Origin of the sequence: Pseudomonas canadensis, assembly GCF_030980095.1 — a bacterium.
Classification (GTDB): Bacteria; Pseudomonadota; Gammaproteobacteria; order Pseudomonadales; family Pseudomonadaceae; genus Aquipseudomonas; species Aquipseudomonas canadensis.
Map to the genome: position 1 here is coordinate 1,977,240 of NZ_CP133298.1, position 24,750 is coordinate 2,001,989.

The window sequence follows — 24,750 nt, forward strand, 5'->3', positions numbered from 1 at the left end:
AGGGTTAGGTATTCATGGGGCTGGGCTAAGTACTTCTGGGTATTTACTAATCGGGCGTGCCGAGTATATTCACCCTCCAGTGGATGCAGGCCATGATGGCCTGTCGTTTTGACAAGGATAGCGAGATGAGTCAACCCCAGTTGCGCGCCATTTTTATGGCTGCGCTGGTGTCTGTGTGTGCCAGTGCGCCGGTCTCGGCGGCCGAACCCCGGGTCAATCTGTATAACTGGTTCGGGCTGATCGCGCCGGAGACGCCCAAGGAATTTGAACAGAAAACCGGTACCCGGATGCACCTGGATGCCTTCGACAGTGCCGAGATCATGCAGAGCAAGGTCATGGCCGGGCGCACCGGTTATGACGTTGTCGTCGCCACCTCGAATGTCTTGCCCAGCCTGATCCAGGCCGGTGTGCTTGCGCCGCTGGACCGTTCCCAACTGAGTAATTTCTCGCACATCGATCCCGAAATGCTGGCGCTGCTGTCCGCCAACGATCCGGGTAACCGGTATGCCGTGCCGTATTTGTGGGGCACCACCGGCATTGGTTATGACGTGGATAAGGTCAAGGCCGCCCTGGGTGACAATGCCCCGGTGGACAGCTGGGACCTGATCTTCAAGGAAGAGAACATCAGCAAGCTCAAGTCGTGTGGCGTGGCGATGCTCGACTCGCCGAGCGAAATCATTTCGATCGCCTTGCATTACCTCGGGCTGCCGAGCAACAGCCAGAACCCTGAGGATTACCAGAAAGCCCAGGCGCTGCTGTTGAAGATCCGTCCTTACGTCCTCTACTTCGACTCTTCCAGGACCGACGCTGATTTTGCCGACGGCAATATTTGCGTGGTGGTGGGTTGGGCGAGCGGAGCGCTGACGGCGCAAGCCATCAATGAGAAAAACAACACCGGCCGCAAGATTGCCTACAGCCTGCCGCGTGAAGGCGGGCTGGTGTGGTCGGAAAACTTTGTGCTGCTCAAGGATGCGCCGCATGCCAAGCAGGGGCTGGCGTTCATCAACTACATGCTCGACCCGCAAGTGATTGCCAAGAGTTCCAACCACACGCTGTACCCCAACGCCAACAAGGATGCCACCGAGTTGGTCGAGCAGAAGTTGCGCGACAACCCCTGGATTTACCCGTCCAAAGAGACGATCGCCACCTTGGTTCCCCTGGAACCGTTGCCCTTGAAATTGGAGCGAATCCGCACGCGGGTGTGGACCAAGGTGAAGAGCGGGACCTGATCGGGTGAATGAATAGGCGGTCCGGGCTGCAGCAGACGTGTCAGTGAAGGAGAACCATCATGGGCCAAGCCGAATATCAGCGCGACGTGAAGTCGGACGATGACAAGGCGTACAAGGACATCGAGGAACAGATCGGCCACTGTACGCCCGAACAAGCCTGGGCCATGTATTACGTCTCCACGGGCATGGTGCGTGAGTACATTACGCGGGCTGTGATGGAGCATATCGGCCGGGGCAACCGGGCGCTGCTGCTGGAGTTCCCGGAGCTTGCCCGGACCGAGGAGCGATCACGCTTCCTGCTGCCGCTCTAACCGAATGCCGATCAGTGATGATCGGCATTTTTATGTGCGTGCGGGCTTGCCGCTTGGGCCAGGCGTAATGTGGCCTCGCGGATCTCTTCCTGGTTCAGCGAGGCGAACCCCAGGCGCAGCGCATTTTCTGCTTGGTCCATCGGTGAGAACTGCCGGCCGTTGCGTACGACCAACCCGTGGTCTAGGGCCGCGCTTACTATCTGGTCAACATCGATTGCATCGTCGAAACGCACCCACAGCGCCAGGCCGCCTTCGGGCTCGCGCACTTGGATCCGATCACCGAACGCCGCCTGCAGGCAGTCTTGCAAGGTCTCACGGCGGGCGCGGTATTCCTTTGATACCCGGCGCAGGTGCTTCTTGAGTTCGCCATCGTTGATCAAGTCGGCAAGCATCTTCTGCGCGACTGCGTCGGCATCGCCCAGCATCAGTGCGGCATTGCTATGCAGGGCTTCGACCACCTGCGTGGGAGCCACCACATAACTGCAGCGAAACGTCGAGCCGAGGACCTTGGACAACGAACCGACATAGATCACATGTCGCTGCGCGCGATCGCTGGCCAGGGGCAGGTAGGGGCGCCCGCTGAAGTGAAATTCGTGGTCGTAATCTTCTTCGATGATGCAGAAGTCATGCAGCGCCGCCAATGCCAGCAACTGTTGCCGCCGCGCCGCGTGCAGGCTCACGGTGGTGGGGAACTGGTGGTGTGGCGTGAGGTAGATCATCCGCACCTTGTGTTCGCGACACAGGCGATCGATCTGGTCCGTGCGACAGCCTTCTTCGTCGATGTCCACCGTGACCAGTTGCGCACCCAACCTGCGGAAAATTTCCCATGCTGGCGGGTAACTCAGGCGCTCCACCAGCACTACGTCGCCGGGTTTGAGCAACAGGCTGGCGGTCAGGTACAGCGACATCTGGGTGCCTTGGGTCAGGCAGATGTTTTCGGCGTTGACCGTCAACCCACGGTTGTTGCGCAGCATCTCGGCCAGCGCGCAGCGCAGATGATAGCCGGTGCCCTCGCTGCCGTAGCGCAGGGTGTTGGACGCAAAGCTGTTACGCAGGGCATTACGGTAGTAGCGGTGCAGCACGGCTTGGGGCAGCAGGCGGTGGTCGCTGGTGCCGTTGTCGAAAAACAGCGCGTCATGCCGATGATTCAGCGCTGTCACCTGAGCGTTCTGGGCGAAATAGGGCGCGGTTGTCTGCGCCAGGATGGGCGGCGCGAAGGGCGCCTGCGCGCGGCTCGGCAGTTGCTTGGCCGTCAACTGCGCATTGACGAAGGTCCCGCGTCGCGGCTCGCTGACCAGCCAGCCTTTGGTCATGGCCTCTTCGTAGGCCAGGATAACGGTCTTGCGGTTGACGTCGAGCAACTGCGCCATCTCCCGGGTGCCCGGCAGCAAGGTGCCGGGTGGCAATCGACCGTCAACGATCGCGGTCACCAGGCCTTCGGCGATCTTGCGGTAAGACGCTTGGCTTGCACTGTCGTCCAGCTTGAGCAGCGGGCGCCATTTTCGCATCTGGACCATCTAAAGTATCCAAAACTGGAGGTTTTAATGGGCCTAGTCTAGCGCAACAATCACGGCTCACTCACCCCGAGGTTGTTATGAATACACGTCATGTCATCGAACTGTCCCCCTCGGGGAAAACCTTTGAGGCCGGTGACGAACTCTTGCTGGATGCGATGCTCGCCAACGGCCTGTCTGTGCCGTTTTCTTGCCGACGCGGAGCCTGTGGCTCCTGCAAGGTGGTGGTCGCAGAGGGGGCGTACCGGGCCAAGCAACTGGCGCCGGATGCCCCCGTACCCTGCTATCCGTTGGCAGCCAATGAAATGCTGTTGTGCCAGAGCCACGCCTGCGGCGACATGCGCCTGGAAATCCCCGGTTGGTCGCTGGATACACCCGCGCTGGTGGTCGAGGCGCAGGTCGTGAGCAAACGCGCACTGAGCCCCGACATCATTGAGTTGGTGGTGATGCCGGACAGACCGCTGGCGGTGCGGGCGGGCCAGTACCTCAAGTTCCGCCTGGTCGACGGCGACTCGCGGTGTTTCTCGATCGCCAACCTGCCGGCCGAAGATGACGGGCGCCTGGTCTTTCAGATTCGCCAGGTGAGCGGCGGGCTGTTTTCCGAGACCCTGCTGGGCGGCCTGGAGGCCGGCGATCTGTTGCAACTGGAAGGACCGTTTGGCGCCTGTACCTGGCAGGACAATGACAATGCGCCCGTCGTCTTGTTCGCCACGGGCACCGGCTACGCGGGTATCAAGCCCATCCTGCTGACGGCGTTCACGCGCGATGTGGATGTGACCTTGTACTGGAGCGGCGGGCAGCCAGCAGATTTCTATGACCGCGCGTTCCTGGATCAATCGGTCATTGATCACCCACGTTTTCACTGGCACCCGGTGTTGGCTTCCCAAGGGCGAGTGCAGGAAGTTGCCTTGAGCCATGGGCATGACTGGGAAGCTGCCCAGGTGTATGCCTGCGGTAATGGCGCAATGATCAGCCAGGTGCGCACGGAGTGTCTGCACGCCGGCTTGCCCGGCCATCGATTCGTCGCGGAGGCCTTTGTGCCCAGTGGCCGGTCGAGTGCCGGCACGACACCCAAGGCGCTGCACCCGATCTTGGAGAAAGTCGGCCCACGTTATTCACTGGACGGCATGCTGGCCGCGCGTGATCAGTCAATCCGTGCCTTGGCGGCGATTGCCAGCCGACTGCAGGTGGGCATGACCACCGGCGAAGCCCTCGACATGGCTGCTGACCAACTGCAAGCCATGGGCGCTTCCCACACCTGGCACCCGACCTATATCCGCTTTGGCGACGACACCGTACGCCCACCGCGCGAAGGCATTGACCGCCAGCGCAGGCTGCGCGCCACCGATATCGTCGTGGTTGATTTGGGCCCGGTGTGGGACGGTTACGAAGGTGACTACGGCGATACCTTTGTGTTCGGTGACGCGCCGCTGCACCTGGCGTGCAGGACCGCACTGCATGAGGTGTTCGACGAAACCCGCGACGCCTGGCTGAAGGGGCTTACCGGTCGTGAACTGTATGACTTCGCCGAGCAGAGCGCCGTGGCAAAAGGCTGGAGGCTGGCGCGTAATCTCGCAGGGCACCGCCTTGCGGATTTCCCCCACGCGTTGTTCGAGAGCAAGGTGCTGGCGGACCTGGAGATCCCGCCGAGTGAAATGGCCTGGGTCCTGGAAATCCAGCTGTGCCATCCCACGGAACCGGTCGGTGGTTTTTTCGAGGATATGTTGATGTTGCAGGCCTGAAGAGCCCGCCGTTGCGGCGGGCTGCTTTTTATCAGAGCTTCGGCAGTTGGCCGATACGGCCCATCATTTCGGTGACGATCTGCAGGTCCAGCAGGAACTGGTCAACCGTCTTGAACTCGTTGTCGGTGTGCCCTGTGTACTTCACTTCCGGGCGCGCCAGGCCGAATTGCACGCCGTTGGGCAGTTCATGCACGGAGGTTGCGCCGGCCGAGGTGCCGAACTTGTGCTCCATACCCAGATTTTCACTGGCCACGGCCAGTAGGGCTTTCACCCATTCACCTTCCGGGTTGCGGTACATCGGCTCGGCCACCGAGTAGGTGAAGCCCACCTTGACCTTGGTTTTCTTGTCCCAGGCGCTCAATTTTTCGGCGATCTCGGCTTTGAGTTTTTCCGGTGACTTGCCCTTCGGCACGCGCAGGTTCACCGCCAGTTTGAAGGCCTTGTCATCCAGGCCGACAAAGGTCAACGAAGTAGTCAGCGGCCCCATGAAATCATCCGAGAAGCCCACACCCAACTTGCCGCCCAGGTAATCCAGGCCCCAGTTGTCGGACGCATAACGTGCAGCATCCGTGATGTGGTTGTGCTTGAGGGCGATCTTGCCATCGACGCTATGGATCAGCTCCAGCATGCGCGCCACCGGGTTGACCCCGGACTCCGGCTCGGACGAGTGCGCGGACACGCCGGTGACGGTCAGCTTGACGTCTTTGCCGTCGACCTTGGCGGCCACTTCAAAATCGCCACCGTTGTTCTTGGCGTATTCAGTACCGGCCTGTTGCAGGCTGGCAGCCAACTCGGCAGGCTTGTCGCTGACAAAAGTCGCCACTGACGCCGACGGAATCTGGTTGGTCGCCATGCCGCCGGTCATCGAAATGATTTCCGCGCCTTTGCCTTCACCCTTGCGGCGTGGGAAGGTGCCCATCACCGTGCCGTAACCTTTCTCGGCGATCACCACCGGATAGCCGCCATCCAGCGCCAGGTTGTATTGCGGTGTCGGGTTCTTTTCGAAGTAATACGGAATTGCGTCGCCGGAGGTTTCTTCGGTGGTGTCCACCAGCAGCTTGAAATTGCGTGCCAGCGGCAGTTTCTCTTCCTTGATCACCTTCATGGCATACATCGCCACTACGATGCCGTTCTTGTCATCCTCGGTGCCACGGCCGTACATGCGGTCACCGATCAGCGTGACCTTGAACGGGTCGAGCTTGGTGCCGTCTTTCAACACCCAGTTTTCCGGTGTCACTGGCACCACGTCGGCGTGTGCGTGGATACCAACCACTTCATCACCGCTGCCTTCCAGGGAAATTTCGTACACACGGTTGTCGATATTGCGGAAGGTCAGGTTAAAGGCCTTGGCCAGTGCCTCGATCTTGCCGGCGATCTTGATGAATTCCGGGTTCTTGTACTGCGGCAGGCCGTCCACGTTAAAGGTCGGGATTTCCACCAGTTCGCGCAGGGTTTCGGTGGCGGCCTTGCCGTACTTCACTCGGGTGTAGATACCGAGCAGGCGATTGATCTCGTTCTGCTGATCCGCGCTCAAGGTTTTGTTATCAAGAAACGCACTGATCGCCGGGCCGACATCGCTGGTCTTGCCCAGGTCGCCCTTGGCCAGGGCGCCGAGGAAACCACGGAAATCGGTGACGGACGTTTCGTTGAAATGCTTCAGAATCGCTGTGCTTTGGTCCGGAGTGATGTTGGCGAAAGCGGGGCTGGAGATGGCCGAAAGGCTCGCCGCGAACAGGGTGGCAGCCGCCAATTGCTTGAGTGGAAAGTGCATGAAGGGACGCATTCCTTTGCAGGTAGTGAGTAGGACGTTTCTGATCAATCTGTCAGAAACATTTCCACACACTACCACTACTCAGGTGCCTCTGGTCAATGCTGGCCAGGGTGGGGCTCGGGGTACTCCTCGGTTAAGTTCAAGGCTCTAGCGTAGGGTCCGTCCCACAGTTGCTCATGCAATGCCCCGACACGCTTGGCCATCGCTTCGCTGCGCATCACCACCTCCAGATTGCGCGAATTATCCAGATACCCGCCCAGCCAGTTGCTGGTGCCGATCCAGGCAACCTGTCCGTCGATCTCCATGGTCTTGCTGTGGATTACCCGCGCATACGGGATAAAACCTTGCTTGGCCTCGGGGAGGGTGACGATTTTGATCTGGACGTTAGGCAGCACCGCCAAGCTTTTGAGGTAGGGCAGTTCCAGCTTGTCGGTATTCCAGTTGGACACCATCAGCTTGATCGACACCCCACGTGCCGCCGCCGCACGGACGGCATTGTCGATCACCGCGTAGTACGGGCGGGTCTTGTCCGGGCCGTAGGACAGTGGTGCGTAGTCCAGCAGTTGCACGCGCACTTCGTGTTTCGCTTCGCTCAGTAAACGCGGCAGTTCCAGCTGTGAATCGCCTACGCCCGGTGGGTTGTAGCGTTGCGGGCTGGCCACCAGGTAGTTACCGGTGCGCGGTGGTGCGTTGCTCACGGCAGGCAGTGGTACCGGTTGGTTGTCGGCCAAGGCCTGCTGGGCTTTCCAGTCCTGTTCGAAGATTGCCTGCACCTGGCTCACCACGGTCGGGTCGGTGATACGCAGCCCGGTTTCGTGGATATGTTCCAGCGAGCGCCAATCGAAATTCTGGCTGCCGACAAACGCCTGCTTGCCATCCACCACCAGGTATTTGGCGTGGATGATCCCACCGCTCACGCGTGCGTAGGGCAGCACACGAAAGGTCAGGTTGGGGATTGCGCGCAGGCGTTCCAGGGTGGACGCTTCCGACAACTTGATGCCTTTTTCTTCCAGCAAAAAGCGAATCTTCACACCGCGTTTGCCGGCGGCTTCCAGGCGTTCGATCACACGGTCCATCACGGAGCCTGGATGATCGGCGGCGTAGAACTGGCCAATGTCGATACGGTTTTTTGCGCCGTCAAACAGCTCGCTCCACACTGGGCCGGGTTGGCGCAAGTCGTCGGTGCCGAGGGCGGTATCCAGCGGTACGGTATGCACCAATTCAAAACCCGGAATCGAAAAGTCCGCCTGGGCCAGCGGACTCATGAGCAAGCCTGCCAGGCCAGCGATGCGCAATTTCAAGGAAACGGACATGACACTCTCTTCAACTGATGTGGTGAGCGGGGCAAGCCCGCTCACTACGGGGTTACGCCGTGCGGCTGTGCAGCGGCGTCGGCACCAGGTGCGGTACTTCACTCTGCACGCGGGCGCCGGTGGCGGCGCGGATCAGCAGGATTTTCAGCTGATCGTTGATGCGTTCCAGGCTGTCCTGGAAGAAGTTATGGAACACCACGCAGAACAGCGCGATGGCGATGCCCAGGCCGGTGGCGAACAAGGCCGTGCCGATACCACCGGAAATCTGCCCTGGGTCGGACACGCCCGCCGTCGCCAGCGCCTTGAAGGTGTCAATGATGCCGAGGATGGTGCCCAGCAAACCCAACAGTGGCGCGGCAGTGGTGATGGTTTCGATGATCCACAGGCTGCGGGCCAGTGGTGCACGGGTGGTCAGGTACTGGGTTTCGATGACGTCATCCAGGTCCTTGCGCGAACCTTGTGAGGCTTTCTGCGCCAGCACCGGCAACACCATGCTCAGCGGCAGGCTGTCACGGCGGGTCAGACTTTCCGGCAAGTCGCGTTCGCTGTGCACATTGGCGCCCAGTACCTCGGTCAGCGCGCGGGCTTGGCGGCGTACATACGCGAAATAAATCCCGCGCTCGATGGTGATAAAGATCGCGATGGCCATCGCGGCATACATCACATAAAAGGTGATGTCGTGGAGCAGGTTCATGTCCATGTTCAGTTACCTCGCAATTAGAAGTTGGCTTCCAGGGAGACCGTCACGGTGCGTTCCAGGCCCACGATGTAGGCCGGGTCGCCGTCGCGGAAACCGCTGTAGCTGGCCGCGTTGGTCTTGGTGGTGTACACGCCGTCCAGGTACTTCTTGTCGAACAGGTTGTCGACGTTCAGGCGCAGGGTCGCGTCCTTGACCACCTTCTTGTCCACCGGCAGGTAGATACCCGCGCCAGCGTTGAACACGGTGCGCCCGGAGATGGCTTCGTCGTTGGTCAGGTCGCCGTAGAGCTTGCTGGTGTACTTGCCGCCGAAGGTGCCGTAGAAGCGGCCGTCGTCGTAGCCGATGTTGGCGGCCAGCATGTTTTTCGGCACGTTGGCGAACTGCTTGCCGCTGGTGGGCAACAGGATGGCTTTGCCGGCGTTGTACACGGTCAGGTCGTCTTGCTGCTCGGCCTTGGTGTAGGTGTAGGAGGTGTAGTAGTTGAAGTGATTCGGCAGCAGGCCGCTCCACTCCAGCTCCAGGCCGCTGTTGTTGACGGAGCCGGCGTTAATGTCGGCGAAGTCGCCGTTGATGTCGCGTGACGACACCTGGCGATCCTTGAACTGCATGTAGAACAAGGTGGCGGCGACGGTCATGTCTTCATCGGTGTAGCGCCAGCCCAACTCGTGGTTCCAGCTGGTTTCCGGCTTGGAATCGATGGAGCCGACACCCTTGTCGTACAGCACATAGTTCTGCGGGATGCGCATGTTGCGCGACAGGCTGTAGAACAACTGATCGCGTTCATCCAACTGGTATTTCAGGCCGGCGTTGGGCAGCAGTTTGTTGTAGGTCTGGTTACGTTTTTCCGGCTGCTCGGTGAGGCTGCCGTGGTTGGTGCCGTCACGCTTGACGTTCATGTAGGCCAGGCCGGCGATCAGGGTCCAGTCCGAGTTGATGTACCAGGTGTCCTGGGCCCAGACCTTTTGCGCCGGGGTGATGGTGAAGCGGTCGCGACCCTGGATGGTGTTGCCATTGGCATCAACCACGGCCTCGTTGGAGTCCGGCCAGGTGTCGACCGGCTTGCCACTGGCCTTGAGCGGAATGAACGGCTGGGTCTGGCTTTGACGTGCGCGCTCGTACCAGTAGCCGACTTGCAGGCTGTGATCGCCCAGGTCCCAGTTGAGTTTGGTGGTGATGCCCGGACGCCAGGTCTGGGTGCGCGAAGGGCGGTAGTACACACCGTTGTTCGGGGTGCCGTCGGCGTTGTATTGGGCACCGGTCGGCAGGTTGCCCAGGTCGAACACGCCGCCTTGGTTGGAGCCGCGGTTCAGCGCATAGCTGGACGAACCGACACCGCTGCCGTTACCCCAGTAGTAATACGGGATCACCGACAGCGCGAGGTTGTCCGCCAGTTTGAACTGGGTGTTGAGCACGGCGGTGAATGTCTGGAACGGGTTCTGCGCCAGGGCGTAGTAGCTGTTGTACTTGCCGTTGCTGCCCACGGTAGGCGTGGCCGGGTAGGGGTCGTACTTGCGGCCGTTCTGCTGGTACTGGGCCTTGGTCAGTTGGCTGTAGCTGTTGTTGTCCTGCTCGTGGTACTTGAGGATCAGGTTGGCGGTGTTGCCATCGCCGGCGTCGAAGAAGCTGTTCCACTCGACTTTGTCCGCGCGCACGGCGCCCGAACCGCGCCACATCTGGCCTTCGGTGTGGGACGCCGACAACCAGTTGCTCAGGCCATTGATCTCGCCGGTGTTGAGGCGGGCAAAGGTCTTGCGCGTGGCGTTGCTGCCCATCACCTGTTTGACGAACGCCCCGGTTTCCTTGGTCGGGCGAATGGTCACGATGCCGATGTTGCCGCCACTGGAACCGATGTGCGGGCCGTCGGCCTCCGAAGAGCCTTGGGTGACGAAGATCTGCTCGATGTTTTCCGGGTCGCCCAGCAGGTTGGAGTACAGCGCGTAGTTGCCGGAGTCGTTGATCGGCATGCCGTCCACCGACATCCCCACCTGGTCGGAGTTGAGCCCGCGCATGGTGAAGCGAAAGCCGGACAGGCCGGTGTTGTCTTCGCTGGAGATGTTCAAGCCCGGCGTGTACTTGAGCTTGTCCACGGCGTTGCCGGTGGCGGTCTGTTTATCCAGCGCTTCCTTGGTCACGGTGGAGCGGCCCTTGATGCTTTCTTCCTGAACCATGTAGCCGCCACCTGCCGTGGCCTTGCCCTGAACCCCAATCGTCCCGACGTCGCTGTTGCTGGTGTCGGCCATGACCATTCCATGGCCCATGCTTGCGGCAACGAGTGCCAGATGAATCCGTGTGAACCTCATCTCTGTCGTCCTGGTGTCGGGTGCTTATTGCACGCTGTAGTTGAAGGTGGCGGTGAAGCGCTGCTCATTGCGGCCCCCGAAAGCTTGCTCGGGGAACGGCTTGACTTGCTTGATACGACGCAAGCTGTTGGTGGCGGCCCGGTTGAGCAACATGCTCGACGCCTGGGTCTGCAAACCGGAGTCGAGAACCCGACCCTGGCGGTCCACCAACAACCAGACCACCACTTCGCCGGTGGGGCGTTCGAGGGAGGCCTGGCGTCCGGTGGGGTACTGCTTGTAAGTGTCCAACTCGTTGCGCAACCCCTTGAGGTAACCGCCTTCCAGGGCTTGGCCATCGACCTTCGGTGGTGCGGGCGGCGCGGGTGTCGGCGCGGCCTGGGCCACGGGCGCCGGTGCCGGTTTGGCGGCGACTGGTGGTGGTGTCGGGGTGGGCGTTGGCTTGGCGACCACTGGCTTGGGCACAGGTTTTGGCTTGGGCTCAGGCTTGGGTTTCGGCAAGGGTTTAGGTGGCGGCGGTGGCGGGGCCGGTTCGGCCTCTTCATCCTCGATCACCGGCGGTGGCGGCTCTTGTTCCACCACCGGCTCGGGGATCACTTCCGGCTCTGGCTCGACCAGCGCCAACTCGACCGCCGACTCGTCATACACCGGCTCGACCTTCAAGGTCTGGGACTGGATACCCAGTGCAATCAGCACCAGGGCGATCAGGGCCGGGACACTGCCCAGCAGCTGACGCGCACGAAACAAGACGTACATGATCAGGACTTACGCGTGGCAATGGACACGGAGGTAAAGCCACCCAGACGCAGGGTGTCCATCACCTCCACCAGGCGCGAAACCTCCACGCCTTTGTCGCTGTTCACGATGATGGTCGACTTGGTGTCAGGCTTTTCGGCCGCCTTCAGCGCCGGCACCAGCGCATCGACTGTGAGGTCCTTGCCATCCAGTTGCAGTTGGCCTTCCAGGCCCAGGGTGAGGATGAATTTGTTCTGTGGTTTGAGCTGCTGTGAACTGCTGGCGCTGGGCAGTTGCGTCTTCATGCCGAGGGCCGGAATCACGTTCAGGCTCACGAGTACGAAAAACACCAGGAGGAACATCATCACGTCGATCATCGGGATCAGTTCGATGTGCGCCTTGCGTTTTTTCGGTTCGTCCCAGGTTCTCATTCCGTTACCCCGTTATTGAATTAGGGGCGACACGCTAACAACCAAAAATGACCGATTGGTTAACTTTAATTGACGTTTTGAGGGCTCTAGGACAAGTCTTTCAGGCGATTATCAAGACATTTTTGTGACGTAACAGAATTGACATGCAGCAGGGGCATTCTCAAAAACTTTACATCGAGGGCCCCTGGAAATGAGCCGTGAACTGCCACAGATATCCACCCCGCGACTGTTAATGCGCGCACTGGAAAACCATCAGGCCGAGACGTTGTGCACGCTCGCCAACGGCCCGAAAATCGCCGACAACACGGCGAGTATTCCATCGCCCTACACCCTCGAAACAGCGCAGGATTTTATCGAGGGCATGCAGGCAAAATTTCGCTCTGATGGGTTGTTGAGTCTTGGGGTGCATGTGCGCGACACCGGTGAATTGATCGGTATCGCCAGCCTGCGCATCAATGCGAAACATCACTATGGGCATCTTGGCGGCTGGGCGGCGGCGGACGCGCGCAACCTGGGTTATGCGACCGAAGCGGCCACCGCGCTGATGGACTACGGGTTTGCCGAACTGGGCCTGCATCGCGTGGGCAGCCAGTGTTTCAGTCGCAACAAAGAGTCGGCGCGAGTCATGGAGAAAATCGGCCTGCAGTACGAAGGCTGCATGCGCGGGGCATTTCTCAAGAACGGCGTGCATGAAGACATGCTGGTGTTCGCCACCGTGCGTGAGGAGTGGGAGTTTCGGCCGTGAGTGGCGAGGTCGATCATGGCCGACGCCGGGTGCTTGCCGGGCTGGCTGTCGCCACCACGTTTTCGATCCTCAGTCCGTTTGCGCGCAGTGCCGGCGTGGATTATCCGTTCACCCTCGGCGTGGCTTCCGGTGACCCGTTGCCCGATGGGTTTGTGATCTGGACGCGCCTGGCGCCGTTGTTCAATGCCGTGGATGGCCGGGGTGGCTTGAGCCGTTCCGTACCTGTGCGTTGGCGGGTCGCCAGCGATGCCGCGATGACCCGCGTGGTGCGCCAAGGCGAAGCCATGGCCAGCGAGCGCTGGGGGCATTCGGTGCATGTAGAAGTCGCGGGGCTCGAGGCGGGCAGACCGTACTGGTATCAGTTCGAAGGGCTGGGTGCGCAAAGCCCAGTGGGGCAGTCGCGCACGGCGCCGGCGGTGCATGCCATGGCGTCGGCGCGTCTGGGGTTTGTCTCGTGTTCCCATTGGGAGCGCGGCTATTTCAGTGCCTACCGCCATTTGGCAGAGGAACAGCCCGACCTGGTGTTCTTTCTCGGCGACTACATCTACGACAGTTCCTACGCGGCGGATTCGGGCAAGATCATCCGCCCCCATGGCAGCGGCAATGCGGTGAGCCTGAGCGACTATCGCAACCGCTATGCCTTGTACAAAACCGATCCGGATCTACAGGCCCTGCACGCCGCTGCACCGAGCGTGGCGACCTGGGACGATCACGAAGTACAGAACGACTACGCCAACCGCTGGTCCCAGGACCCGAAGATTCCGGTCGGGCAATTCCTGCAGCAGCGTGCGGCAGCCTACCAGGCTTACTACGAGCATATGCCGCTGCGTGCCAGCAGCTTGCCGAAGGGGCCGGACATGCGCATTTATCGGCGCCTGGACTACGGCCGACTGGCCCGTTTCCACGTGCTGGACGGTCGGCAATACCGTTCCGAACAACCGTGCATTCCGGCCAATGGCAGCCACCAGGGGCATATCGCCGATAACCTCTGCCACGACTTGCGCGACCCTGGCCGCACCATGCTTGGTTGGCAGCAAGAAGCCTGGCTGGACCAGGGGTTTGCCCAGTCGAAGGCGCAGTGGAACATCATCGCCCAGGACCTGCTGGTGGCACCGCTGACCCAGCGTGACCTGACCAACCACAAGCCGGGGCGTTGGACCGACGGGTGGGATGGCTATATGGCCAACCGTTCGCGGATGCTGGCGTCCATCGAGCGTAACCGAGTCAGCAACCCGGTGTTCTGGGGCGGTGATATCCATTCGTTCTGGGTGACGGACTTGCATGCCGATGGCAATAACCCGGACTCGCGGGTGGTGGCCACGGAATTCGTCGGCACGTCGGTGACGTCTGACGGACCGCCCTTTGATGCGTTCAGCAAGCTGTTGCCGCTCAACCCGCATGTGAAGTTTTTCGATAGCCGTCAGCGGGGATATGTGTCGGTGGACGTGGAGGAGGGCAAGATGCTCACGAACCTGCGGGTGATTACCGACCCCCGCGACCCGATGGCCACGGTATCGACCCTCAAGTCGTTTGTGGTGGAACCGGGGCGGGCGGGGGCGAGTGAGGTTTAATCGAGTTCGTAGCGCACCGACAGCGCGCCCTTTTTCTCTGACAAGGTCAGGATGGTCACCTGGCCCAACTCGCTCAGTGCCTGTACATGAGTACCGCCGCAGGCGTACGCGGGCAATTCACCAAAGCCGACTTCGCGGGTGCCGTCTTCCAGGTTCATGTGCCGTGGGTAATCCGCAGCGATCCATTGGTTGACCTGTTGCTGGATCGCCTCGGCGTCCATGGCTTGCGCCGCTTCGCCACGGATGAAGGTGATCTTGCCTTCGCCGGGCCAGTGATGGGCCTTGATCGGCATCCAACCCAAGGTCTCGCCCACGTTGCCGATCAAGTGCCCGGCGGAATGCAGCCGGGTGTTCAACATACGGCGCTGTTCATCGACCCTTGCGGTGATCGGACCCGGTTCCAATGGCCGGTCGACGTAGTGCACCACGCGGTCTACTTCCTGGGTGACGCGCAGCACAGTGGCTTCACCGAGCCAGCCGGTATCGAAAGGTTGCCCACCGCCCTGTGGGTGAAAAATCGTCGACTGCAGGATCACTGCAAATTGCTCCTCATGGGGTGTGCAGCTCAACACTTCCAGCTCGGCAGTCAGGTGATCGTGGGTAAAAAACAGGCGCTCGGTCATCATCTACATCCGCATCAGGGTTCTGCGAGCAGTATAAATAGTGCGTAGATGGGTGATAATCCGCTCAATTATCAATGGACCTGTGCACCATGAGCATCAATCTTCCTTTGCCGCTGCTGGGCGAAATGGCGATTTTCGTCAAAGTGGTGGAAGCCGGCAGTTTCTCCGAAGCCGCCCGGCAACTGGGGGCTTCGCCTTCCTCGGTGAGCCGTAGCATCTCGCGCCTGGAGAAGGCCCTGGCGACGCGCTTGCTGCAACGCACCACACGCAAATTGCGCTTGAGCGAAGGCGGGGAAGAGGTACTCAAGCGTTGCCAGGAGATGGTCAGCGCGGCGCGTTCGGTGATGGAGATCAGCGGCCAGTTCACCCATGAAGCCGAGGGGCTGGTGCGGGTCAGCGTACCCAAGGCGGTGGGGCGGTTTGTGGTGCATCCGCATATGCCGGAATTCCTGCGGCGTTACCCCAAGGTGGATGTGCAGTTGATCCTGGAGGATCGCCAAGTGGACATGATCGATGACAATGTCGACCTGAGTATCCGCATCACTGACAGCCCGCCGCCGGGGTTGGTGGGCCGGCAGTTACTGCCCATCGAGCATCTGTTGTGTGCGACGCCGCAGTACTTGGCCGAACACGGGACGCCGGAGCATCCCCATGATCTGCTGGCGCACAGTTGCATCTACCTCGGGGAGACACCCGGAGACTCGCGCTGGAAATTCCGCCAGGCCGGCAAGGCGGTGACGGTGGCGGTGCGTGGGCGTTATGCCGCGAACCACACCGGGGTTCGGCTGGATGCGGTGTTGCAGCATGTGGGGGTTGGCAGCTTGCCGTATTTTACGGCGCGCCATGCGTTGGAGGAGGGGCGGTTGGTGCAGGTGTTGCCGGCGTGGGACTTCATTGCGTCCTACCATGGCGAGGCGTGGTTGCTGCATTCGCCCACGCGGTATTTGCCGCCGAAGTTGCGGGTGTTTATTGATTATCTGGTGGCGTGCATGGCGAAGGAGCCGACGTTGCGCAAACGGTAGGAATGCGGTCGAAACCGTAGGAGCCGGCTTGCCGACGATTGGCCCTTGAACCCAGTGCAGGACTCAAGGCCGCCATCGCCGGCAAGCCGGCTCCTACAAGGGAATCAGTGCTTGCTCTGGTCAACCGGCATGGCCAGCAGCTGCTTTTCCTGGTTCCAGTCGAACGGTTCGTCGTTCTGTTCGGCTTCGAAGCGACGCTCTTCCAGGGCCTGGTACAGGTCCAGTTCTTCGTCGGGCATGAAGTGCAGGCAGTCACCGCCAAAGAACCACAGCAGGTCGCGCGGCACCAGGTGGGCGATTTGCGGGTAGCGCAGGATGACCTGGCTCATCAGGTCCTGGCCCAGGTACTGGCTTTCGATCGGGTCGATCGGCAGCAGGGCGCGCAATTCGTCGAAGCGCTCCAGGAACAGAGAATGGCTTTCCTCGGGTACCTGTTCGGCTTCGCCGACGGCAACCAGGATGCTGCGCAGATGGTCGAGCAAGACGAGATGATCGGCAACGACGTTGGACACGAGATAAGTCCTCTAAAGCAAAAACGGGCGCGAGAGTATATGCCTCTCGCGCCCGTTTTTATATGACCGCTCGACTCAGCGGACCTTACCCTCAGCCTGGGTCAGCTCTTCCTTGCTGAAATCATCCACGTCGATCACCTTGCGCCGTGCCGCTTCGGCATCACGCAGGGTTTGTGCTTCGGCCGGTTGCAACACGCCTGCGTGCAGTGCCGCATCGATGGCGTGCTCGCCGGCAGTCGGTTTGACCTGGCCGCTCTTGAGCGCGGTGTGCAGTTTTTTCTGCAAGGGATGGCTGGCGCCAAGCAGGTCGTAGGCATGTTGCAGGGCGCCTACCGGATCTTCCGCCGATTGCGGGCGGTAGCAGCCGGCCAGCAACTCTTCCAGGGTCGGGTCACCCTTGGCGCGGCCGATCACCGCCGCCACTTCGGCATCCAGCGCATCTGACGGTCCGGTATGACGACGGCCGAACGGGAACACAATCACCCGCAGCAGGCAGCCCAGCACCTTGTTCGGGAAGTTGCTCAGCAGTTCATCCAGCGCACGCTCCGATTCACCAAGGCTTTCTTCCATGGCCCAGGCGAACAGCGGTTCCAGGTGATCCGGCGAATCCAGGTCGTGGTAACGCTTGAGGGCGGCCGACGCCAGGTACATATGGCTCAGCACATCACCCAAGCGTGCCGAGAGGCGTTCGCGCCGCTTCAGCTCGCCACCCAGCAGCATCATGCTCAGGTCGGCCAGGAGCGCGAACGCAGCAGCCTGGCGGTTGAGTGCGCGGAAGTAACCCTGGCTCAAACGGTTGCCCGGGGCCTTCTCGAAATGCCCCACACCGAGGTTCAGCACCAAGGTGCTGGCGGCGTTGCTCACGGCGAAACCGATATGTTGCATCAGCAGCCCGTCAAACTCCTTCAACGCCTGGTCATGGTCTTCGCGACCGGCCAGGGCCATTTCCTTGAGTACGAACGGATGGCAACGAATCGCGCCCTGGCCGAAGATCATCAGGTTGCGCGACAGGATGTTCGCGCCTTCTACAGTGATGAAGATCGGCGCACCTTGCCAATTGCGCCCCAAGTAGTTGTTCGGGCCCATGATGATGCCCTTGCCGCCGTGCACGTCCATGGCGTGGCTGATGCACTCGCGGCCACGCTCGGTGAGGTGGTACTTGAGAATGGCCGACAGTACCGAGGGTTTTTCCCCCAGGTCCACGGCGTTGGCGGTGAGCATGCGTGCGCTGTCCATCAGCCAGGCGTTGCCGCCGATACGCGCCAAGGCTTCCTGGATACCTTCGAATGCCGACAGCGGCACGTTGAACTGTTCGCGCACCTGGGCGTATTGGCCGGTCACCAGGCTGGTGAACTTGGCCGCGCCAGTGCCCACCGCAGGCAGGGAGATCGAACGGCCCACGGAGAGGCAGTTCATCAGCATCATCCAGCCCTTGCCGAGCATTTCCTGGCCGCCGATCAGGAACTCAAGCGGGATGAACACATCCTTGCCGGAGTTGGGGCCGTTCATGAACGCGGCGCCCAGGGGCAGGTGGCGACGGCCGATTTCTACGCCGGGGGTGTCGGTAGGGATCAGTGCCAGGCTTATGCCCAGGTCTTCCTCTTCACCCAGCAGATGGTCCGGGTCATGTGCCTTGAAGGCCAAGCCGAGCAGGGTCGCGACCGGGCCGAGGGTGATGTAGCGTTTTTCCCAGTTCAGGCGCAGGCCAAGGGTTTCCTTGCCTTCCCATTCACCTTTGCAGATCACGCCGGTGTCGGGCATAGCGCCCGCATCCGAGCCGGCCAGTGGGCCCGTCAATGCGAAGCACGGGATGTCATCGCCACGGGCCAGGCGCGGCAGGTAGTGGTTGCGCTGTTCTTCGGTGCCGTAGTGCAGCAGCAGTTCGGCCGGGCCGAGGGAATTGGGCACCATCACGGTCGAGGCCAGGTCACCGCTGCGAGTGGCGAGTTTCATCGCGACCTGGGAGTGGGCATAGGCGGAGAAGCCCTTGCCGCCATATTCCTTGGGAATGATCAGGGCGAAGAAGCCGTGGGTCTTGATGTGTTCCCAGGCGGCGGGCGGCAGGTCCATGGCCTGTCCGATTTCCCAGTCGCTGACCATGGCACAGAGTTCTTCAGTGGGGCCGTCGATAAACGCTTGTTCTTCTTCGGTCAGTTGCGCTTTGGGATAAGCCAGCAACTTGTCCCAGTCCGGGCGACCGCTGAACAGTTCGCCGTCCCACCAGACGGTACCGGCGTCGATCGCGTCGCGCTCGGTCTCGGACATCGGCGGCAGGACTTTCTGGAACCAACTGAACAGTGGCTTGGTGAAGTATTGGCGGCGCAGGTCGGGCAGCAGCAGGGGCGCGGCTACCACGGCGATCAGCACCCAGAAGACCAGCAGCAGCCAACCCGGTGCGTGGCTCCAAGCGCCCATCGCCAGCAGGTAGACGGCGACCACGCCCAAGGCGGGCAGGGGCGCGACGCGGCGGTGTGCGAGGTAGGCAATGCCGACCACCAGCACCAGTATCCACAACAACAGCATATTCAATCCTCCGTGAAACCAGGGGCGAAACCACCAGGGAGCTTAGTCGGCATCCGAACAAGCGGGGTGATCAGGGTGTAACGAGATTTGGCCGATTCGTCGTTATCTCCCCGGCAGGCCTGTGGTTAGACTCCAGGCTTCCTTCGGAGATAAAGCTCATGGATACCTACCTGAGTCCCAGCCGCTTCATCGATAGTGACCACCCTGCGGTGGTGGAGTTCGCCGAAAAACACCGTGGAACCCGTGCGAACTTAAGTGACCAGGCAGTCAGCCTCTACTACGCCGTGCGTGAGGCGATTCGCTATAACCCCTACACCTTCAGCCGCGACCCAGACACATTAAGTGCCAGCTTCGCCTTGGCCAGCGGCGAAAGCTATTGCGTGCCCAAGGCCACCTTGCTCGCCGCCTGTGCGCGCCACTGCGGCATTCCGGCGCGCATCGGCCTGGCGGATGTACGCAATCATTTGTCGACGCCGCGCCTGATCACCTTGCTCAAGAGTGACGTATTCGCCATGCACGGCTATACCGAGCTTTACCTCAACGATCGCTGGGTCAAGGCCACGCCTGCGTTCAATCAGCAGTTGTGCGATGTATTCGATGTGCCGCCGCTGGACTTCGATGGCATCCACGACAGCGTTTTCCACGCGTTCAATCGCCAAGGCCAACGTTCGATGGAATATGTGGTCGACCACGGGCAATTTCCTGACGTGCCCGAGGCGTTTTTCTTCGCGCATATTCAGCAGTGTTACCCCCACTTGTTCAGCGAGGACATGCCGACCCTGCTGGGCGATATGCAGAGCGATTTAAGCCGCGCGTGAACCGGCGTATGCTGCTGCGTTCATCAAGCCATGTTCATCAACAATAAGGCGCGGTTATGCTGAAAATCTGGGGTCGTAAAAATTCATCAAACGTCAGGAAGGCACTGTGGTGCGCCGAGGAACTCGGCCTGGACTATGAAGCAATTGATGCGGGCGGGGCTTTTGGTGTGGTCGATACGCCGCAATATCGGGCATTGAACCCCAACGGTCGGGTGCCGATGATCGAAGACGGCGATTTCGTGCTGTGGGAGTCCAATACCATCGTGCGCTACCTCTGCGCCAAGCAGGCGTCCAGCTGGTATCCGACAGAGGTGAAAGCCCGGGCCAACGCGGAAAAGTGGATGGACTGGACCACGTCGACTTTCGCCGAACCGTTCAAGATCGTGTTCTGGGGCGTGCTGCGCACCCCGGCGGAAAAACAGAACTGGGAAGACATCCATGCCGGTCGCCAGGCCTGTATCGATGTGCTCAAAACCGTTGATGAAGCGCTGGCTACACAGCCGTATCTGTCGGGCAACGAGATCGGCATGGGCGATATTCCCCTGGGCAGCTTTATCTACGCCTGGTTCGAAATGCCCATCGAACGGCCTGCGATGCCCAATCTAGAGGCCTGGTATGCGCGCCTGCAACAACGTCCGGCCTACCGCAAAGCGGTCATGACTGCGTTGACTTAATACCCACTATTAATACGGGTGACTGTACTTGTGCGGCGCGGGCAAGCACCATGCTTGTCATGCGCCGCCGTTGAACTACCTGGGCTGCGCCCCCATCTACTCTTTCTATTCCCTTCTTTGGTGCGTAATCCGATATGAGTTCCGCTCTGTCCATCCGGCAGCTAACCAAAACCTACGGCAACGGTTTCCAGGCCCTGAGTGGTATCGATCTGGACGTCGCCGAAGGTGACTTCTTCGCCTTGCTCGGCCCTAACGGCGCCGGCAAATCCACCACCATCGGTATCCTCTCGACCCTGGTCAACAAGACCAGTGGCACGGTGAATATCTTCGGCCATGACCTGGACAAATCCCCGGCGGCGCTCAAGCGTTCCATCGGCGTGGTGCCCCAGGAATTCAACTTTAACCAGTTTGAAAAGACCTTCGACATCGTCGTGACCCAGGCTGGCTACTACGGCATCCCGGCGAAAGTCGCCAAGGAACGCGCCGAGCAGTACCTGACCCAGCTGGGCCTGTGGGACAAACGCGACGTGCCTTCGCGTTCGCTGTCCGGCGGCATGAAACGCCGCCTGATGATCGCCCGCGCACTGGTGCATGAGCCGCGCCTGCTGATCCTCGACGAGCCCACTGCCGGCGTGGACATCGAACTGCGTCGCTCGATGTGGACCTTTCTCACCGAGCTGAACGAGAAGGGCATCACCATCATCCTCACCACCCATTACCTGGAAGAGGCTGAGCAGCTGTGCCGCAACATCGGCATCATCGACCACGGCACCATCGTCGAGAACACCAGCATGCGTAACCTGCTGGGTCAGTTGCATGTGGAAACCTTTTTGCTCGACCTGAAAAACAATCTATCGGCGCCGCCGCAACTGCTCGGCTACCCGAGCCGCCTGGTGGACAGCCATACCCTGGAAGTGCAGGTGGACAAGGCCATGGGCATCACCGCGCTGTTCACCCAGTTGGCGGCCCAGCAAATTGAAGTGCTGAGCCTGCGTAACAAAACCAATCGCCTTGAGGAGTTGTTCGTGTCCCTGGTGGAGAAAAATCTGGCGAAGGTGGCGGTATGAGTTCCGAACTGCAACCCAACCTTGTCGCGCTGCAAACCATCGTTTATCGCGAAGTGAAACGCTTTACCCGGATCTGGCCGCAGACCCTGCTGCCGCCGGCGATCACCATGGTCCTGTACTTCGTGATCTTCGGTAACCTGATCGGCCGGCAGATCGGTGACATGGGTGGCTTCACCTACATGGAGTACATCGTGCCGGGCTTGATCATGATGTCGGTGATCACCAACTCCTACGGCAACGTGGTCTCCAGTTTCTTCGGCAGCAAGTTCCAGCGCTCCATCGAAGAATTGATGGTGTCGCCGGTGTCGCCCCACACCATCCTGATCGGCTACACCCTGGGCGGTGTGCTGCGTGGCTTGATGGTGGGCGTGATTGTGACCCTGCTGTCGCTGTTCTTCACCCACCTGCAGGTGCATCACCTTGGAGTCACCATTCTGGTGGTGGTGCTGACGGCGACGATCTTCTCGCTGCTGGGCTTCATCAACGCCGTATTTGCGCGTAACTTCGATGATATTTCGATCATCCCGACCTTCGTGCTGACGCCGCTGACCTACCTGGGCGGGGTGTTCTACTCCATTACCCTGCTGCCACCGTTCTGGCAGACCGTGTCGCTGGCCAACCCGGTGCTGCACATGGTCAACGCGTTTCGCTACGGCATCCTGGGGGTGTCGGATATCAAGATCAGCGTGGCGATCACCTTTATGATCGTCGCCACGGTGGTGTTGTATATCGGCTGTGCGCGGTTGTTGGTGAGCGGGCGTGGGATGCGTACCTGAGCAGCGATCCGCAATGAAAAAACGGCCTCGGATGAGGCCGTTTTTTTTTGCACCGCTGTGGGAGCTGGCTTGCCTGCGAAGGCGGTCTGACAGCCGACCTGGATGTTGGATCTGATCGGGTACATATCCGTTATTTGGGTAACGGCTGGTATTGGTTCCGCCCTTACGGCGGGTCACTTTGGAAAAGCCCCAAAGTAACCAAAGGGCTCTTGCCCCAACACTCGGCACCTCGCCTAGGCTCGGTGTGCCCGTAATCCGACAGGTATTTGGGGGGCCGCCGCCACGCGCCATCCATGGCGCGGGGCGGCTAAACCGACATCCCTGCCGGTTTACCCCCCCCAAATCCCTGTCGAATTCCGGCCAGCGTGTTTGACGGGGCGCCTAGGATCAAGATCAAAAGCAAGAGCACGGCGGCCTGACAGCCGGCCTGAGTGGTTGGATCAAAGGCAGGTAGGTGTAGGAGCTGGCTTGCCGGCGATGCAGGCGGCTCGGTATAGCAGGTACACCCAGCGTTATGCCATCGCCGGCAAGCCGGCTCCTGCAGGGGAGGTTCAGGCGTTGAGTGCCAGTTCGATCAGGGCGTGCAGTTCTTGCACTGTCAGCGGGGCGTTCGAAAATAGAATGCGAAACACCGTTGGCGCTGCGATCAGGTTGATCAGGTGGTCCACGCTCGGCGGCGTGCTTTGCGGGTAGCGATCGACAATCGCCTGCAACTGCCCACTCAGGATGCTCACGCAGTATCCCGGCGTGATCGTGCACTGCAGGTCGCGCATCATGTTGCGGCCCGGCTCCGAACTCATTTCATCCAAGTATTGCTCGGCCCAAGCCTGCAGGTCGCCGCGCAGGCTGCCGGTGTTGGCGGGTTCGCTGTCGGGGCGCATGCGCGCCAGGGCCACGTCCGCGAGCAGCACGGAGAGGTCGCCCCAGCGCCGGTAGATAGTCGAGGGCGTGACGCCTGCGCGTGTTGCAATCATGGGCACGGTGACGCTGGAGCGCTCGTGGGCTTCCAGCAGTTCACGCACCGCCGAATGGACGGATTCTTGTACCCGGGCACTGCGGCCCCCCGGGCGAAGGCCTTCTTTTATCGCCATGTTTGTGACCTTAACACAAAGAATTTGCTTTAAGCGCTGGCGGGTAGCACACTCTGCAAAAGCAAAATATTAGCTTTAGCGGAGCGTGTGCATGTCCAGTCCTGTTTCCCATCGTTCCAGCCTGGTGTTTCTCGCGATCACCTTGCTGACCTTCCTGGCCGCTTCGAGTGCGCCGACGCCGTTGTACCACCTGTATCAGGAAGGCCTGCATTTTTCGGCAGGCATGCTGACGCTGATCTTCGGTGTCTACGCCCTCAGCCTGCTGGCGGCGCTGTTGACCGTCGGCTCTTTGTCGGACCACCTGGGGCGCAAGCCGGTGATTTTTGCTGCGCTGCTCCTGGATATGCTGGCGATGCTGCTGTTTATCAATGAAGGCAGCGTGGCCTGGCTGATTGCCGCCCGCACGTTGCAAGGGTTTGCCACTGGCATGGCCACCGCCGTATTGGGCGCGGCACTGCTCGACACCGACCGCCAACAGGGCCCGCTGGTCAACAGCGTGGCGCCGCTCTTGGGCATGGCTTGCGGGGCGATGGGCAGCAGTCTGCTGGTGGAATTCGCGCCCCTCCCGACCCAGTTGATCTACTGGACGTTGCTGGCCTTGATGCTGTTGCAGGCCCTCTACGTATGGCGCCTGCCGGAAACGGTGAGCCGCATCCCCGGCGCACTGGCGTCGCTGCGCCCAACATTGCATGTACCGCCCCAGGCGCGCCGGGCGTTGTGGCTGTCATTGCCGGTGGATGTGGCGGTGTGGGCGATGGGTGGCTTCTACTTGTCACTGGCCCCGTCGCTGGTGCGGGCCGCCACCGGGTCTACCTCCAACCTGATCGGTGGCGGCCTGGTGGCCGTGCTGACCCTGAGCGGCGCGTTGATGATCTTTACCTTGCGTAATCGTCCGGCCGACAAGGTGCTGCGTCTCGGCGCCGGCTTGCTGGCCATCGGTGTAACGCTGATCCTCACGGCGGTGCACAGCGCCAGCCTGCCCCTGTTCTTCATCGCCACGCTGATCGCCGGCAGTGGCTTTGGCGCGGGCTTTCTTGGCGCCTTGCGCAGTGTGGTGCCGTTGGCCTTGCCCCACGAGCGCGCGGGGCTGATGTCGGCGTTCTATGTGCTGAGCTACCTGGCGTTCTGCTTGCCTTCGTTACTGGCGGGCAACCTGATTCGCAGCTTTGGCCTGATCGCCACCACCGACGGCTACGGCGCGGTCCTCATCCTGCTGGCTGTCGGTGCGCTCATTGCCTTGCTGTTGCAGGATTCGGCGCGCGTGCGGGCGACGACAGGCGGCTGA

General features: G+C 60.9%; 22 protein-coding genes. 11 read left to right on the plus strand and 11 right to left on the minus strand.

Translation table 11 applies throughout. The features are described 5' to 3' along the window. Nucleotides 1-125: 125 nt before the first annotated feature. Complete coding sequence (locus RB216_RS09265; protein ID WP_028615747.1) at nucleotides 126-1,229, plus strand: polyamine ABC transporter substrate-binding protein; 1,104 nt, start codon at nucleotides 126-128, stop codon at nucleotides 1,227-1,229. A gap of 59 nt (nucleotides 1,230-1,288) precedes the next feature. Continuing rightward, complete coding sequence (locus tag RB216_RS09270) at nucleotides 1,289-1,540, plus strand: hypothetical protein (protein ID WP_016979527.1); 252 nt, start codon at nucleotides 1,289-1,291, stop codon at nucleotides 1,538-1,540. 11 nt (nucleotides 1,541-1,551) lie between these two features. Here RB216_RS09270 and pdxR read toward each other — a convergent pair whose 3' ends face one another. Continuing rightward, complete coding sequence (pdxR, locus tag RB216_RS09275) at nucleotides 1,552-3,057, minus strand: MocR-like pyridoxine biosynthesis transcription factor PdxR (RefSeq protein WP_308908592.1); 1,506 nt, start codon at nucleotides 3,055-3,057, stop codon at nucleotides 1,552-1,554. Between the two features lie 77 nt (nucleotides 3,058-3,134). Here pdxR and RB216_RS09280 point away from each other — a divergent pair, with 77 nt between their 5' ends. Then, a complete protein-coding gene (locus RB216_RS09280) occupies nucleotides 3,135-4,796 on the plus strand; it encodes a M24 family metallopeptidase (RefSeq protein WP_308908593.1) in 1,662 nt (553 codons plus the stop codon). Between the two features lie 31 nt (nucleotides 4,797-4,827). Here the strand turns inward: RB216_RS09280 and RB216_RS09285 are convergent, their stop codons facing one another. The 6 genes from RB216_RS09285 to RB216_RS09310 all read right to left on the minus strand — a co-directional run bounded on the left by RB216_RS09285 (nucleotide 4,828) and on the right by RB216_RS09310 (nucleotide 12,043). After that, complete coding sequence (locus RB216_RS09285) at nucleotides 4,828-6,567, minus strand: dipeptidase (protein WP_308908594.1); 1,740 nt, start codon at nucleotides 6,565-6,567, stop codon at nucleotides 4,828-4,830. Between the two features lie 95 nt (nucleotides 6,568-6,662). Continuing rightward, a complete protein-coding gene (locus tag RB216_RS09290; RefSeq protein ID WP_308908595.1) occupies nucleotides 6,663-7,880 on the minus strand; it encodes a phospholipase D-like domain-containing protein in 1,218 nt (405 codons plus the stop codon). A 52-nt stretch (nucleotides 7,881-7,932) separates the two neighbouring features. Further along, a complete protein-coding gene (locus tag RB216_RS09295; protein WP_028615752.1) occupies nucleotides 7,933-8,580 on the minus strand; it encodes a MotA/TolQ/ExbB proton channel family protein in 648 nt (215 codons plus the stop codon). 17 nt (nucleotides 8,581-8,597) lie between these two features. Next, on the minus strand, nucleotides 8,598-10,880 hold the full coding sequence (locus RB216_RS09300) for a TonB-dependent receptor (RefSeq protein WP_028615753.1): 2,283 nt from the start codon (nucleotides 10,878-10,880) through the stop codon (nucleotides 8,598-8,600). Between the two features lie 24 nt (nucleotides 10,881-10,904). Then, nucleotides 10,905-11,633, minus strand: a complete 729-nt coding sequence (locus RB216_RS09305) for an energy transducer TonB family protein (RefSeq protein ID WP_038845191.1) — start codon at nucleotides 11,631-11,633, stop codon at nucleotides 10,905-10,907. Nucleotides 11,634-11,635: 2 nt separating this feature from the next. Beyond that, nucleotides 11,636-12,043 (minus strand): ExbD/TolR family protein, encoded by a 408-nt coding sequence (locus tag RB216_RS09310; RefSeq protein ID WP_005786670.1) that lies wholly within the window; start codon nucleotides 12,041-12,043, stop codon nucleotides 11,636-11,638. A 190-nt stretch (nucleotides 12,044-12,233) separates the two neighbouring features. On the opposite strand from RB216_RS09310, the gene RB216_RS09315 reads away from it, so the two are divergent. Then, entirely contained in the window at nucleotides 12,234-12,788 is a 555-nt protein-coding gene (locus RB216_RS09315) for a GNAT family N-acetyltransferase (protein WP_122725356.1), read from the plus strand. Next, nucleotides 12,785-14,359: an alkaline phosphatase D family protein gene (locus RB216_RS09320; RefSeq protein WP_308908596.1), complete on the plus strand. Its 1,575-nt coding sequence runs from the start codon at nucleotides 12,785-12,787 to the stop codon at nucleotides 14,357-14,359. Before RB216_RS09315 ends, RB216_RS09320 begins: the two co-directional genes overlap by 4 nt. On the opposite strand, the gene RB216_RS09325 is transcribed toward RB216_RS09320, so the two are convergent. Beyond that, nucleotides 14,356-14,982, minus strand: a complete 627-nt coding sequence (locus tag RB216_RS09325; protein WP_122684580.1) for an alanyl-tRNA editing protein — start codon at nucleotides 14,980-14,982, stop codon at nucleotides 14,356-14,358. The genes RB216_RS09320 and RB216_RS09325 overlap by 4 nt on opposite strands. 89 nt (nucleotides 14,983-15,071) lie before the next feature. Here RB216_RS09325 and RB216_RS09330 point away from each other — a divergent pair, with 89 nt between their 5' ends. Further along, the gene (locus RB216_RS09330) at nucleotides 15,072-16,004 is read left to right on the plus strand and encodes a LysR family transcriptional regulator (RefSeq protein WP_068932517.1); all 933 of its coding nucleotides are present in this window, start codon (nucleotides 15,072-15,074) and stop codon (nucleotides 16,002-16,004) included. A 104-nt stretch (nucleotides 16,005-16,108) separates the two neighbouring features. Here RB216_RS09330 and RB216_RS09335 read toward each other — a convergent pair whose 3' ends face one another. Continuing rightward, nucleotides 16,109-16,516 carry a PA2817 family protein gene (locus RB216_RS09335; RefSeq protein ID WP_016979513.1) on the minus strand — a complete coding sequence of 136 codons (408 nt, stop codon included), beginning with the start codon at nucleotides 16,514-16,516 and terminating at the stop codon, nucleotides 16,109-16,111. Nucleotides 16,517-16,591: 75 nt separating this feature from the next. After that, on the minus strand, nucleotides 16,592-19,039 hold the full coding sequence (locus tag RB216_RS09340; protein WP_028615759.1) for an acyl-CoA dehydrogenase: 2,448 nt from the start codon (nucleotides 19,037-19,039) through the stop codon (nucleotides 16,592-16,594). A 158-nt stretch (nucleotides 19,040-19,197) separates the two neighbouring features. On the opposite strand from RB216_RS09340, the gene RB216_RS09345 reads away from it, so the two are divergent. The 4 genes from RB216_RS09345 to RB216_RS09360 all read left to right on the plus strand — a co-directional run bounded on the left by RB216_RS09345 (nucleotide 19,198) and on the right by RB216_RS09360 (nucleotide 22,374). Further along, on the plus strand, nucleotides 19,198-19,857 hold the full coding sequence (locus RB216_RS09345) for a transglutaminase-like domain-containing protein (RefSeq protein ID WP_236319060.1): 660 nt from the start codon (nucleotides 19,198-19,200) through the stop codon (nucleotides 19,855-19,857). 56 nt (nucleotides 19,858-19,913) lie between these two features. Then, nucleotides 19,914-20,531: a glutathione S-transferase family protein gene (locus tag RB216_RS09350; RefSeq protein ID WP_308908597.1), complete on the plus strand. Its 618-nt coding sequence runs from the start codon at nucleotides 19,914-19,916 to the stop codon at nucleotides 20,529-20,531. Between the two features lie 134 nt (nucleotides 20,532-20,665). Further along, entirely contained in the window at nucleotides 20,666-21,598 is a 933-nt protein-coding gene (locus RB216_RS09355) for an ABC transporter ATP-binding protein (protein ID WP_028615762.1), read from the plus strand. After that, nucleotides 21,595-22,374, plus strand: coding sequence for an ABC transporter permease (locus tag RB216_RS09360; protein WP_005786689.1), 780 nt, complete (start codon nucleotides 21,595-21,597; stop codon nucleotides 22,372-22,374). The genes RB216_RS09355 and RB216_RS09360 overlap by 4 nt, the downstream gene beginning before the upstream one ends. Before the next feature lie 551 nt (nucleotides 22,375-22,925). On the opposite strand, the gene RB216_RS09365 is transcribed toward RB216_RS09360, so the two are convergent. Beyond that, the gene (locus tag RB216_RS09365; protein ID WP_028615763.1) at nucleotides 22,926-23,465 is read right to left on the minus strand and encodes a TetR/AcrR family transcriptional regulator; all 540 of its coding nucleotides are present in this window, start codon (nucleotides 23,463-23,465) and stop codon (nucleotides 22,926-22,928) included. 91 nt (nucleotides 23,466-23,556) lie between these two features. Between RB216_RS09365 and RB216_RS09370 the strand changes: the two genes are divergently transcribed. After that, on the plus strand, nucleotides 23,557-24,750 hold the full coding sequence (locus RB216_RS09370; RefSeq protein ID WP_028615764.1) for an MFS transporter: 1,194 nt from the start codon (nucleotides 23,557-23,559) through the stop codon (nucleotides 24,748-24,750).

Bases quoted from the DNA above. Each gene is read 5' to 3' on its own strand.
- RB216_RS09265 (WP_028615747.1), top strand. From the start codon at position 126: ATGAGTCAACCCCAGTTGCGCGCCATTTTTATGGCTGCGCTGGTGTCT.
- RB216_RS09270 (WP_016979527.1), top strand. From the start codon at position 1,289: ATGGGCCAAGCCGAATATCAGCGCGACGTGAAGTCGGACGATGACAAG.
- pdxR (WP_308908592.1), bottom strand. From the start codon at position 3,057: ATGGTCCAGATGCGAAAATGGCGCCCGCTGCTCAAGCTGGACGACAGT.
- RB216_RS09280 (WP_308908593.1), top strand. From the start codon at position 3,135: ATGAATACACGTCATGTCATCGAACTGTCCCCCTCGGGGAAAACCTTT.
- RB216_RS09285 (WP_308908594.1), bottom strand. From the start codon at position 6,567: ATGCACTTTCCACTCAAGCAATTGGCGGCTGCCACCCTGTTCGCGGCG.
- RB216_RS09290 (WP_308908595.1), bottom strand. From the start codon at position 7,880: ATGTCCGTTTCCTTGAAATTGCGCATCGCTGGCCTGGCAGGCTTGCTC.
- RB216_RS09295 (WP_028615752.1), bottom strand. From the start codon at position 8,580: ATGGACATGAACCTGCTCCACGACATCACCTTTTATGTGATGTATGCC.
- RB216_RS09300 (WP_028615753.1), bottom strand. From the start codon at position 10,880: ATGAGGTTCACACGGATTCATCTGGCACTCGTTGCCGCAAGCATGGGC.
- RB216_RS09305 (WP_038845191.1), bottom strand. From the start codon at position 11,633: ATGTACGTCTTGTTTCGTGCGCGTCAGCTGCTGGGCAGTGTCCCGGCC.
- RB216_RS09310 (WP_005786670.1), bottom strand. From the start codon at position 12,043: ATGAGAACCTGGGACGAACCGAAAAAACGCAAGGCGCACATCGAACTG.
- RB216_RS09315 (WP_122725356.1), top strand. From the start codon at position 12,234: ATGAGCCGTGAACTGCCACAGATATCCACCCCGCGACTGTTAATGCGC.
- RB216_RS09325 (WP_122684580.1), bottom strand. From the start codon at position 14,982: ATGACCGAGCGCCTGTTTTTTACCCACGATCACCTGACTGCCGAGCTG.
- RB216_RS09330 (WP_068932517.1), top strand. From the start codon at position 15,072: ATGAGCATCAATCTTCCTTTGCCGCTGCTGGGCGAAATGGCGATTTTC.
- RB216_RS09340 (WP_028615759.1), bottom strand. From the start codon at position 19,039: ATGCTGTTGTTGTGGATACTGGTGCTGGTGGTCGGCATTGCCTACCTC.
- RB216_RS09345 (WP_236319060.1), top strand. From the start codon at position 19,198: ATGGATACCTACCTGAGTCCCAGCCGCTTCATCGATAGTGACCACCCT.
- RB216_RS09350 (WP_308908597.1), top strand. From the start codon at position 19,914: ATGCTGAAAATCTGGGGTCGTAAAAATTCATCAAACGTCAGGAAGGCA.
- RB216_RS09355 (WP_028615762.1), top strand. From the start codon at position 20,666: ATGAGTTCCGCTCTGTCCATCCGGCAGCTAACCAAAACCTACGGCAAC.
- RB216_RS09360 (WP_005786689.1), top strand. From the start codon at position 21,595: ATGAGTTCCGAACTGCAACCCAACCTTGTCGCGCTGCAAACCATCGTT.
- RB216_RS09365 (WP_028615763.1), bottom strand. From the start codon at position 23,465: ATGGCGATAAAAGAAGGCCTTCGCCCGGGGGGCCGCAGTGCCCGGGTA.
- RB216_RS09370 (WP_028615764.1), top strand. From the start codon at position 23,557: ATGTCCAGTCCTGTTTCCCATCGTTCCAGCCTGGTGTTTCTCGCGATC.